This is a genomic window from Candidatus Delongbacteria bacterium, assembly GCA_020634015.1.
GTDB lineage: Bacteria > CAIWAD01 > CAIWAD01 > CAIWAD01 > CAIWAD01 > JACKCN01.
Genome location: JACKCN010000005.1, coordinates 97,421 through 108,570 on the forward strand (window position 1 = coordinate 97,421; position 11,150 = coordinate 108,570).

At 63.5% G+C, this 11,150-nt stretch carries 13 protein-coding genes; all 13 read right to left on the reverse strand.

Annotated elements, in window-relative coordinates; genetic code table 11:
* Nucleotides 1–40: 40 nt before the first annotated feature.
* Nucleotides 41–496 carry a single-stranded DNA-binding protein gene (locus H6678_10725; GenBank protein MCB9474272.1) on the reverse strand — a complete coding sequence of 152 codons (456 nt, stop codon included), beginning with the start codon at nucleotides 494–496 and terminating at the stop codon, nucleotides 41–43.
* A 120-nt stretch (nucleotides 497–616) separates the two neighbouring features.
* The gene (vanZ, locus tag H6678_10730) at nucleotides 617–1,036 is read right to left on the reverse strand and encodes a VanZ family protein (protein MCB9474273.1); all 420 of its coding nucleotides are present in this window, start codon (nucleotides 1,034–1,036) and stop codon (nucleotides 617–619) included.
* Nucleotides 1,033–2,577, reverse strand: a complete 1,545-nt coding sequence (locus H6678_10735) for an NAD(P)H-hydrate dehydratase (GenBank protein MCB9474274.1) — start codon at nucleotides 2,575–2,577, stop codon at nucleotides 1,033–1,035. The genes vanZ and H6678_10735 overlap by 4 nt, the downstream gene beginning before the upstream one ends.
* Before the next feature lie 112 nt (nucleotides 2,578–2,689).
* Nucleotides 2,690–3,034 (reverse strand): hypothetical protein, encoded by a 345-nt coding sequence (locus H6678_10740; GenBank protein MCB9474275.1) that lies wholly within the window; start codon nucleotides 3,032–3,034, stop codon nucleotides 2,690–2,692.
* Nucleotides 3,031–3,798 (reverse strand): HAD-IA family hydrolase, encoded by a 768-nt coding sequence (locus tag H6678_10745; protein ID MCB9474276.1) that lies wholly within the window; start codon nucleotides 3,796–3,798, stop codon nucleotides 3,031–3,033. Before H6678_10745 ends, H6678_10740 begins: the two co-directional genes overlap by 4 nt.
* Complete coding sequence (locus tag H6678_10750; protein ID MCB9474277.1) at nucleotides 3,786–4,256, reverse strand: PTS sugar transporter subunit IIB; 471 nt, start codon at nucleotides 4,254–4,256, stop codon at nucleotides 3,786–3,788. The genes H6678_10745 and H6678_10750 overlap by 13 nt, the downstream gene beginning before the upstream one ends.
* On the reverse strand, nucleotides 4,253–4,642 hold the full coding sequence (locus H6678_10755) for a hypothetical protein (protein MCB9474278.1): 390 nt from the start codon (nucleotides 4,640–4,642) through the stop codon (nucleotides 4,253–4,255). Before H6678_10755 ends, H6678_10750 begins: the two co-directional genes overlap by 4 nt.
* On the reverse strand, nucleotides 4,639–5,607 hold the full coding sequence (locus tag H6678_10760) for an HPr kinase/phosphorylase (protein ID MCB9474279.1): 969 nt from the start codon (nucleotides 5,605–5,607) through the stop codon (nucleotides 4,639–4,641). The genes H6678_10755 and H6678_10760 overlap by 4 nt, the downstream gene beginning before the upstream one ends.
* 248 nt (nucleotides 5,608–5,855) lie before the next feature.
* Nucleotides 5,856–6,149 carry a ribosome-associated translation inhibitor RaiA gene (gene raiA, locus H6678_10765; GenBank protein MCB9474280.1) on the reverse strand — a complete coding sequence of 98 codons (294 nt, stop codon included), beginning with the start codon at nucleotides 6,147–6,149 and terminating at the stop codon, nucleotides 5,856–5,858.
* 58 nt (nucleotides 6,150–6,207) lie between these two features.
* Nucleotides 6,208–7,104 carry a tyrosine recombinase XerC gene (locus H6678_10770; protein MCB9474281.1) on the reverse strand — a complete coding sequence of 299 codons (897 nt, stop codon included), beginning with the start codon at nucleotides 7,102–7,104 and terminating at the stop codon, nucleotides 6,208–6,210.
* Nucleotides 7,105–7,378: 274 nt separating this feature from the next.
* A complete protein-coding gene (gene topA, locus H6678_10775) occupies nucleotides 7,379–9,658 on the reverse strand; it encodes a type I DNA topoisomerase (GenBank protein MCB9474282.1) in 2,280 nt (759 codons plus the stop codon).
* An 85-nt stretch (nucleotides 9,659–9,743) separates the two neighbouring features.
* Nucleotides 9,744–10,214 carry a DUF494 family protein gene (locus tag H6678_10780; GenBank protein MCB9474283.1) on the reverse strand — a complete coding sequence of 157 codons (471 nt, stop codon included), beginning with the start codon at nucleotides 10,212–10,214 and terminating at the stop codon, nucleotides 9,744–9,746.
* Nucleotides 10,215–10,334: 120 nt separating this feature from the next.
* Complete coding sequence (locus tag H6678_10785; GenBank protein ID MCB9474284.1) at nucleotides 10,335–11,144, reverse strand: hypothetical protein; 810 nt, start codon at nucleotides 11,142–11,144, stop codon at nucleotides 10,335–10,337.
* Nucleotides 11,145–11,150: the final 6 nt, after the last annotated feature.

The window sequence follows — 11,150 nt, forward strand, 5'->3', positions numbered from 1 at the left end:
TGGAGAACGAAGGGCCGGGAAATTCCCGGCCCTTTTCGTTTCAGAACGGCAGGTCGTCGTCGTCGAAACCGCCGCCGCCGGAACTGCCGGAATCTCCACCGGAACCGCTGCTCGCCGGAGCCTCGCTGCGATGGGACCCATGGGAAGCTCCCCCGCCACCACCGCTGTCGCCACGGCCGGAGAGCATCTGGAAGTTGTTCACCACGATGTCGGTGGTGTAGACTTTCTGGCCTTCCTTGTTGTCGTAGCTGTCGTAGTGGATGCGGCCCTCGACATAGAGCAGGGAGCCCTTGTTCAGATAGTCGCGCGCGACTTCGGCCTGGCGGCCCCAGCAGGTGATCCGGTGCCACTCGGTCTGTTCACTGAGCTCGCCATTGGCATTCTTGCGCTTCTCGGAGGTGGCCAGAGTGAACTTTGCCACGGCGGTGCCACCGGCCGTCATGCGGAATTCGGGATCCTTTCCCAGGCGCCCGATCAGGGTGACCTTGTTGACCATGCTGTGTCTCCTTGTGACTTGATGATTGTTCCTGGTCGTGATCGCCGGGCCATGGTAGCGATCCGCGGGTGGGGTGACAGGCCTCGGGTGCGGTGTCCCCCAATTTGCAGGGGGGGTGTGTCAGGGATTCCGGACACTTTCCCCGTCGGGGCCCACTCCAAAGGCGAGCAGCCAATCCAGCCAACCCCGAGCGGCGATCGTTGAAATGGTGATCAACCCAATGCTGTCGGCCAACAGATCCCAGAGGCTGGAGTCGCGCCCCGAGAAGCCCTGGTGCAATTCGTCGACCATGCCCCAGAGCATGCCTAGCGCCAGCACGAAGAAGAAGCGGTTCAGGCCGTCCGGAATCCGTGTGCTGCGTCGGACCAGCCACCAGAGGCTCAGGCCGACCACCGTGTACTCGCCGAAGTGCAGCAGTTTGTCGTAGTCGAAGAGTTGGGTGTCGGGCATGGAGTCGGCGGGAATCGAGGACCCGATCCAGACCAGACCGAACACGAGCACGGCGGGCAGGTTGTCACTCCAGCGCGGGCAGGGCTTCAAGACAGAGCCTCCAGTTCACGGAAGGCCCGGGACAGTTTCCCGAGCAGGTCGATCGCTCCCATCGAGCGTGCGCCCTGGCGTTTCGCGGCCAGGTCTCCGGCGCGGCCATGCAGCCAGACGGCCAGAGCGGGAGCCTCGTCCGGATCACAGCCCTGGGCCAGCAGTCCGCCCAGCAGTCCGGCGAGTACATCTCCGGTACCGCCCGTGGCCATGCCGTGGTTCCCGGTGGAGTTCACCCGCACGCTGCGGTCGGCGCCCAGAATCACGGTGGGGCCACCCTTGAGGATCACGGTCAGGTCCAGCTCGCCAGCCAGGTCGGCCGCGGCTTCCACCAGGGCGTGATGCGCCAGAGGCTTCTCCTGCCCCAGCAATCGGGCCAGTTCGCCGGGGTGCGGAGTGATGACGCGTGGAGAGTCGTTCTCCGCCAGAACCTCGATGTTGCCGGCGGCCGCCACCAGGGCATCGGCGTCCAGCACCAAGGGTTTGGTGCAGGAGGCAATCAGGCGGATCACCAGTTCCTGTGTGCCGGGGTCGCGACCCAGGCCGGGCCCCAGCACGACAGCCTGTGCCCACTCCAGCGACTCGGCCAGAGCATCCAGGGCATCGGGGCCCAGAAAACCGCGGCCCGCATCGGGCAGGGGCAGGGTCATGATTTCTGGCAGCGCGCTTTCGCAGATCGCATTCAGACTGGCGGGCAGAGCCAGTCGTACCAGCCCGGCGCCCGAGCGCTGGGCAGCCTGGCTGGCCAGCATGGCCGCTCCCGTCAGGCCCGTGGATCCCGCGATCACCAGTACGTGTCCGGCCAGACCCTTGTGAAAGGCCGAGTGACGACGGGGCAGGGCGGGTGCCAGTGCGGCGGGTGTGAGCCACTGCCATTCCTCGCCGCCCTCGAAGAGGCCCGTGTCGTAGCCGATGTCCACCGTGGTCCAGGGGCCCGACAGTTCTCGCCCCGGCTGCAGCACCAGTCCGCGCTTGGGGGCGGCCATGGTCAGGGTTTCCCGCGCGATCACCGCGGGACCGAGTGCCAGACCTGTATCACCCTGCACGCCCGAGGGAATGTCAATGGCCACCACGGGCACACCGCTGTCGTTGATCAGCCCGATCAGGGCTCCGGTGAGCGTCCTGGCGGCACCCTTGAGGCCGGTTCCCAGCACGCAATCGATCAGCAGATCGAACTCGCGCAGGTCCGGCAGCTCGGCGGGGTTGGTGACGGGCACAAGCTCCAGGCCCATCTTCTCGACGATGGCCCGGTTGGCGGCCGTCTCAGGGCTGAGTCCAGCAGGCTTGCCGAGGGCGAAGATCGTGCAGTCGATGCCGCGATTGGCCAGCATGCGGGCGATCACGTAGCCGTCGCCCCCGTTGTTGCCCGTGCCGCAGAGAATGGCGGGCCAGCTGCAGTTCCATTCCTCGATGCGCCTGGCCAGCAGGTCGGCACAGCCCCGACCGGCGTTTTCCATCAGGCAGAGCGCTGCCAGGCCCAGGTCTTCCACACTGGCCCGGTCCATTTCCTTCATCTGTTCGACACTGAGGATGCAGCTCATGGTGAGGAATCCGATCTGACCGGAGTGCGCCGGCCGCGCGCCTTCGTTGCGAAGCAGGGCTCAAGATATGGAAGCAGGCAGGGAATTCTCTGCCCGGCCCGTGATTGAGGGCTCAGTCCCGGCCTTCCAGCACCACCAGGCACAGCACCCGCTGGCCGCTGTGGCTCAGGCTGATGTGCAGGGCAAGCCCGGGTGGAAGTGCCTGTGGCAGCCGGACCTCGGGGGGAGCGTTGAAGGGCAGGATGGAGATCTGGCAGGCGGCCAGCTCGATTCCCTGACCAGCCAGAGCCTCCACCAGCAGCGGTTTCGCCAGGCCGCGGACAGCCAGACTGGGGCCCGGGCGGGCCTTGCCATCCGAGGCGAGGATTTCGTCCGGGTGGAGGAGTTCAGGGTGACGGGCGAGAGTTTCGAGTGCCTCGGCGAGGGGGGCGGAGGCCTGCTGCTGCCAGAGGATCACGCGCCGCTGTCCCGTTCGCCCTGGGGAGGCAGGGCATGCCCGCCGTTGAGGGTGTCCAGCACGCCGGGCAGATCGGCAATGTCGCGCAGCTCGTAGTCGGCACGATGGTTGGCGGTATCCATGGTGGAACCGTAAAGCGCCAGCGCGGTGTGCAGGCCGAGGGCGCGTGCGCCCTCGATGTCCCGCTCGGGCCAGTCGCCCACCATCATCACCTGATGCGCGGGCAGGCCCAGGGCGGCCAGCACCGCGTGGAAGGGCGCTGAGTGAGGCTTGTGATGCCCGGTGTCGTTGTGGGTGATCACCGGATCGAAATAGTGCTGCAGGTTCAGGTTGGCCAGCCTCAACCAGGCTTTCTGGCGTGGCGCATCGGTCAGCACGGCCAACCGCAGGCCGCGCTTGAGCAGTTGCATCAGGGTCAGTTTCACGTGGGGGTACAGCACCATGTGCGCGGTGCGCGCTCGCCGGTAGGCCACGATGCCGCAGGCCAGGATCTTGGGGTCAAGCTCGCCCGTGCTCTCGACCAGATAACGGTCGAGGATCTCCTTGTACTCCATGCCCTCGCGATCGTAGATGCGGTAGATCGCCTCGACGATCTCGTCCACGTTGCGCTCGAGGCCGGCATCGACCATGCCCTGGGCGGCGGCCGTGATCGACTGGCGCTTCAGGTACATGAAATCGACCAGAGTATTGTCCAGGTCGAAGATCACGGCACGCACCGTGTTGGGAACGACAGGCGGGCAGAGTGGGCGTGTTACAGAAGACATGAGAGATCGGTTCCTTCCGACGCGGGCACCTGCCGACATTCCAGCGCGATACCGGCGGCCAGCAGCTCGCGCAACGCGACCTCTTCTTCCGGTGTGACATGCACGTAGTCCAGCAGCCGCCTGCTGCCGTGGCGATAGTTGAGCCCACCGATGCAGATCCGCTGCACGGGGGCTCCGGCCTGCACCAGCTCGAGGGCCACCAGAGGTGAGCGCATCACGATCATGGTGTTCTCGGGCGGGGGGGACTGCATGCGTTCGGCACATTCGGCCACGCTCAGGAATTCCAGATTCTGTTCGGGTTCAATGCCCAGCGAGTACAGTTCCTGCTCGAACTCGCTGGCCGCGATCGTGTCGTCCAGAAGCACCATGCGGCGCACGTGGGACGACATGCAGCAGCCAAGGACCACTTGTCCGTGGATCAGGCGTTCATCGATGCGGAGCTGCCAGGTGCCGCTCATGCTGACGTTTCCTTGCACTGAAGACTGCGTCGGGCCGACTCCAGACAGGCCTGGCTCAGTTCGTCACCGCTGAGTTCATGGCGCTTGTTCACCAGGCCCACCAACATCATCAGGTTCACGCCGCAGAGCAGCGGAGCGCGTCCGGGGCGTGTGCGCAGGGCAATGCTGGAGGAGATGTGGCAGCTGCTGCCCGGGAAATCGACCAGCAACAGTACCGGGTCCTCATCACGATCAAGCCACTCTCCGATACGCAGCACCAGCTCGTCCCTGGACAGGTCGCGATTGCTCAGGCAGTCCACGTCCGTGATCGGCCCCACGATCTGGGTGGCCGCGCTCAACAGCCCCTGTGCCAGGTCGCCGTGGGTGATGAGCAGGGCACGCGTCATTCGTTGTCCCGCCGCAGATAATGTTTCAGACGCTGTTTGTCCTGCATGGACTTCAGCAAGCGCCGGTTGAGCTCCTCGGCGGCGTCGTAGCCGTAGACCTGCAGGTGCAGGTTGAGGGCCAGGGTCTCGCAGATCACCGTGATGTTCTTGCCGGGAAAGATCGGCAGCTGCACGTGTGGCACATCGATGCCCAGCACGTCCTTGGAGGTCTTGTCCAGGCCCGTGCGCTCGAAACCGTCGCGATCCTGCCAGACTCTCAGCTCCACGATCATTTCCACGCGCTTCTGCATGCGGATGGAGTGTACACCGAAGATTTCCTTGACATCGATGATCCCCAGACCCCGGATTTCCATCAGGTGATGCAGGGTTTCGTTGCAGCGCCCGATGAGCACACTGTCGGCCTTGCGCGTGATCGTGACCACGTCGTCGGCCACCAGTCTGTGTCCGCGTTCGACCAGATCCAGCGCGACTTCGCTCTTGCCGATGCCGCTCTTGCCGGTGAGCAGCAACCCGGTTCCGTACACGTCCACCAGCGTGCCGTGCATCTGGACCGTGGGGGCGAAGTGTTCGTCAAGGAAGTCGCTGAGCAGGTGGGTGAATTCGGTGGTGCCCAGGCTGGAGGAGAAGACCGGAATGCCTTTCTCCCGGCCCAGTTCCACCAGGCCTTCCGGCACGGGATTGCTGTTGGTGACCACGATGCAGGGAATGTCGTACACCATCACTTTCTGGATCGAGTCGCGCGTGCGCGCGTCGCCGATGGACTCCAGGAAGCTGATTTCCGTGTTGCCCAGGATCTGCACCCGGTCGTAGGTGAACAGGTCCAGGTACCCTGCCAGAGCCAGCCCGGGACGGTGCAGGTTCTTCTGCAGGATCTCCCGCTCGAAGCCCGCTTCACCGGTGAGGGTCTGCAGGAAGAGTTCGTCCTTCTCCCGCTCGAAAAAATCCCCGACGGACAGTGAATTCATCTGGTTTTCCTCTGGGCACGGGTCCGTTGGCTCACGACCCGGCTGCGCCTTCGTCAGATGGAATCGCCCTTCTTTGCAGGCGACTTGGCCTGCAGTGTTCCAGCAAGGCGGGCAAGATTACCAAAGTCCGGGCAGAACTCGCCAGCGTGCAGGACCCGGGAGAAAGGCGTCCCGCCCTTCGGGAGGCGGGACGCCGTATCGGTATCGAATGATCGGGGCCAAGCGCTGGACGGGCCCCGCAGCGGCGTCTAGTGGCGAACCAGTTGCTTTTCCTTCAGCTTCTGGGCCTGCTTCTGAAGTTTGGCCACCGACTTGTCCACGCTCTTGTAGAAGTTGTCGCTGGTATCGCTGGCCACCAGGGTATCGCCCTTGACGTGCACACTGACTTCCACGGTCTTGTTCTGGCGCACGTCGTAGGACAGCACGATGTCACAGTCCACGATGTTGTCGATATACCTGCCGAGATTTCCCACTTCACCGGAGGCATAGTCCTTGAGCTTTTCCGATGCCTTGAAGTGACGTGAGGTGACGGTCGTTTTCATTTTTCCTCCATGTCTGAAAATGAAGCACCGGCGGGAAGATCGGCTTCGCGCCCCGCACTCAGGAACGGGGGTGGGCCTGGCGATGAATCTCCTTGAGCCGGTCAGCAGCCAAATGGGTATAGATCTGTGTCGTCGAAAGTGATGCATGGCCCAGCAGTTCCTGCACGGTCAGCAGGTCGGCGCCCCGGTTGAGCATGTGGGTGGCGAAACTGTGCCGCAGCAGGTGAGGCGACAGTGATCCGCTGATGGACACGTCGCGAAGCCGCGCGAAGACGATCTTCTGTACGCCACGTACACCCAGGGGGCCTCCGCGTGCATTGAGCAACAGGGCGTTGGTCTGTGCGGTTCCCGCCTTCTCCAGCAGTTTCTTCCGGCGTTGTTCCAGCCACCGGGGCAGCAACTGGCGAACGGGAGTGCCCAGAGGCAGCACGCGGGTCTTAGACCCTTTGCCGCGTACGCGCACGCTGTCTCCACGCACCTGCCCCACTTCCAGTGAGACAAGTTCCGAGAGGCGCATGCCCGTGGAGTAGAACAGTTCCAGCAGGAAGCGATCGCGGCAGGAGCGGAAGTCCACCGGATCGAGGTTCTCGATGGCCTGACGCACTTCTTCTTCGCTGAGGCAGCCCGGCAGGGGGCGGGCCTGGCGCAGTGAGGGCATGGCCTTGAGGGGATTGTGTGACAGGGTGCCGCGTTTCAGCAGCCAGCGGCACCAGCTGCGCAGCGCCGCCTGCTGGCGGGCCACCGAACGTCGGCTGATGCCTTGCTGCTGGCGACGGGCCAGGAAACGCCGGATGCCGTCGCGCTCGAAAGCGGGCGCATCGCCCAGCGAGTCCAGATACTGGCGGCAGTCGCGCTGATAGGCTTCGATGGTGTTCGGAGAATAATTGCGTTCGACATGCAGGTAGCGCAGGAAGTCATCGAGCAGGGTACTGTGCGGGTTCGGGGCGTCGTTCAAGCGGGCCTCAAACTGACTGATCCGTTGGAAGACGGCGGTGATCTCTTGCCTGCTTGGGAATCGGCAGAATCGCCGGTCAACTTCAGTTCCGGGATCGTTCCCGGCACGGCAGGCAACTTAGCGTCTTTCCTGAGAGAGTGAAAGGTGAAGCGTTGTTCCCGCAAGCTTGCACCCCGTGGCAAAAAGAATCCCGGGCCAGAAACCGGTCCGGGAAACTCGTATTCAAAAAGTATCTGAAGTGGCCATGGCACTGTGAAACTCGGCTCATGCCGGCTCACTCGCTGAGGGCGGCCACCGATTCGTACTCGCTCTTGCACACGGGGCAGCGCAGGAAGTCTCCACGGCTCTCGGTGTGTTTCATGACCAGGTAGCGACTCTCGCAGGTGGGGCAGGATTTGTCCACCGGCTTGTCCCAGCTGGCGAAGTCGCAGCCCGGATACTTGGTGCAGCCGTAGAAGACCCGGCCGCGCTTGGTGCGTCGTTCGGAGATCTGGCCCTTGCAGTCGGGCTTGGGGCAGGGCACGCCCAGGGTCATCGGCATGGTATTGCTGCAACCGGGATATCCACTGCAGGCCAGGAACTTGCCGTACTTGGAGGTCTTGATCTGCATGGGTTTGCCGCACTTTTCGCACACGACATCCACCTCGGGAGCGCCGTCCTCCTCGAGATTGCGCGTGTACTTGCAGGCGGGGAAGTTGCTGCAGGCGATGAACCGTCCGTGGCGGCCCCACTTGTATACCAGGCCGTTCTTGCACTCGGGGCAGTCTTCGCCCACCGGCTGGGTCAGCCCGGTCTTGATCTCCTTCAGGTTGCCCTCGGCGGTCTGCAGGGCGCTGTTGAAGGGACCGTAGAAGTCCTGAAGCACCTCGGTCCAGCCGCGTCCCTGTTCCACGCTGTCCAGATCGTTTTCCATCCGGGCGGTGAAATCCACGTTGAAGATGCCCGCGAAGTTCTCGACCAGAATCTTGTTCACGGTCAGGCCGAGGTCCGTGGGATGGAAGCGCTTCTCCTTGATCTCCACGTAGTTGCGCGTCATGATCATGTCCACGATCGAGGCGTAGGTGCTGGGGCGTCCGATGCCCAGTTCTTCCAGGCTGCGGATCAGACTTTCCTGGGTGAAGCGGGCCGGGGGTTTGGTGAAGTGCTGGCGCGGATCCACCTCGTTCAACTGGGCATTCTCGCCTTCGTGGATGTTGGTGGGAATGAAGCGGTCATCGCCTTCCTGGGGTTCCTGGCCCTCGGTGGGGGTTTCGCCCTTGGAGGATTTGGGGTCGCCGTAGATCCGCAGGAAGCCTTCATGCATCAGCACACGCCCTGCCGCACGAAAGACGAAACGCCCTCCGCTGAGATCGATGGTGCGCTGGCGATAGCGTGCGGGAGTCACCTGGCTGGCCACGGCCCGGTTCCAGATCAACTCGTACAGGCGCAACTGGTCACGGGTGAGCCAGGCATTCAGGCGTTCCGGACGCAGGTCGATGCGGGTGGGGCGAATCGCCTCGTGGGCATCCTGTGCACTCTTGCGCCCTTTGTATTGTACGGGCGACTTGGGCAGGTAGTCGGCGCCCAGTGAGCTGCCGATCCATTCGCGGATCTCGTCGAGCGCCTGATTCGAGAGGCGTGTCGAGTCGGTTCGCATGTAGGTGATCAGACCGGTGTTCTCGCCCTGTTCCAACTCCACGCCTTCGTAGAGCTGCTGGGCCAGCATCATGGTTTTCTTGGGGCTGAAGCCCAGGCGCCGGGCGGCGTCCTGCTGCATGGTCGAGGTGATGAAGGGCGCATAGGGCTTGCGCGAGACATCCTTCTCGTTGATCTCGCTGACGGTCCAGCTGGAGGCTTCCATTTCCGCCTTCAGGGACATGGCCAGGTCGGTGTTGTTCACATCGGGCTTCTTGCCGTCCAGATGATGCAGGCTGGCTTCGAAGACTTCGCCCACCTGGCTGCGGAAGCGGCCGGCGAAACTCCAGTATTCTTCGGCGACAAAAGCCTGGATCTCGGCTTCGCGTTCGCAGATCAGTCGCACGGCCACACTCTGCACACGGCCCGCGGACAGTCCGCGGCTGACGGCCCGCCAGAGCAGCGGGCTGACCTTGTAGCCCACCAAGCGGTCCATGATCCGTCGTGCCTGCTGGGCGTCCACCAGGCTCTGGTTGATCACGTCGGGCTTGCTGAAGGCCTCGATGATGGCGTCCTTGGTGATCTCGTTGAAGCGCACCCGCTGGACCAGCCGCTTGCCGTGCTTTTCCTCGTCCAGCAGGTTGGCGATGTGCCAGGCAATGGCTTCCCCTTCGCGGTCCTGGTCAGTGGCCAGCAGGATCACGTCGGCGTCCTTGGCCAGCTTCTTCAGCTCGCCGATGACCTTGCCCTTGCGGCTGGCGTGCACGTAGGTGGGCTTGAAGTGATTGTCCACATCCACGCCCAGCTCCTTCTCGGGCAGGTCGATGATGTGGCCCACACTGCTGGTCACCTTGAAGGTGCGCGGCTTCCAGCTGTCCAGATATTTCCCGATGGTGACGCTTTTCTTCGGGGACTCGACGATGACGAGGGATCGTGCCATGGGAGTTGCCTTTTAATGAAAGAACCGGTGATACGGGCTGGGCCCTCACCGGTTCGCTAGTGAACGCGAAAGCGCGCAACGCCGCTCAATGGCTGCTCCAGGCGCCATGGGGCTGCACGAAGCGGTGCTGAAGCCGGGTATCGAGCTGGTCGCGACCCAGCAGGGTATGATTGACGAAGTCCTGCAGATCTTCCAGCGAGCGGTTCTGCCAACTGATCAGCAGGGCGCGCTCCAGGCCGGACTCCACCTCTCCCGCGGTGATCAGCTGGCGATTCTTCAGTTCCATCAGGAATCGCAGCAGCTCCGGGCGGATGCTGGTGGATTCCATGCTGTGAAGCACTCGCTGGCTTCTGGGGGACAAAGGGGCTGCGTTGTAGACCAGGCCCGCGGAACTCAGTCGGTCCTGAACCCAGTTGAGCACCATCTGAATATCCGATTGCTCGAAACCGCTCTGCAGCAGGTCTTCGATCATGGCCTGGATATCCGCCTGGTCCTGCTGCCCCTCGCCGATCCATTGAAGCACCTGGACGAGGAGGTCAACGATTTTCCTGTTCACGCGGATTCCGCTCTGTTAAGGATCCGAAATGCCGACGGCAGGGTGCTCGACGGCCTCGGCGAAGATAGACAAAAGCCCCTCCCCTGTCAAGCAAAGCCATTTTCAGCTTTGAACGCCTGCTCAGGGCCCTGTTGAGGCGGTTGCCGGGACGCCCCCGCCCGCCCGATTCCGCTCCTCCTGGAAGTCGAGAATCAGGCTGAAACTGCCAATCCTGGCCGAAACCGCGGTGGCGAGATCCCGCCGGAAATCCAGATAGCCGCTGAAGGACATCTTGGCCTTGTCGCCTTCGGTGCCCTGCAGCAGGTAGCGGTAGACATGCCTCCGGTTGCCCGGGATCTCCGTGTTTCTGCTGTAATTGGAGCGGCCGAAACAGCCCATCAGCTCACTCGCTCCCAAGGGAGCAAAGCGGGCCAGGGAATCCAGGGGCACCTGACAGCGGATCTCGCGGGCCTTGAGGTTCAGGTCGGTGATCCGGCTGGTGAAACTGCGCATCAGCATTTCGATGCGTGCATCCCCGAGGATCTGGCTGAAGCGGGGGTCCAGCGCCAGGGCGCAGAGTCGGTCGTCGCGGAATCGCAGTTCCAGGTTGATGGGCCGATCGATGGTCTCGGGGTGGCGCACCCAGCTGTAGATCCAGCGCTCCTCGCCGTCCACCGAGTCGATGCTGCTGGCGAAACGGCCGTTGGCGATGGTGCGCACGTCGTCGCGGGTGAGCAGCGGATCCAGAAACTGCAACTGGGGACCGCGCTCACCGCGTGCGGGCTCGAAGTGGCAGTTCTCGTCGAAGTCCAGGACCTGCGCCCGGGTCTGCAGCAGGTGCACACCCGTGGATATCACGCAGCCCGTCACAAGCAGGGAGAGCAGCAGCAGAGCAAGGACCCGACTGCCCCTCCCCAGCTTCCGGACCCGAGGCTGTGGTTTGCTTTTCATAGGTGA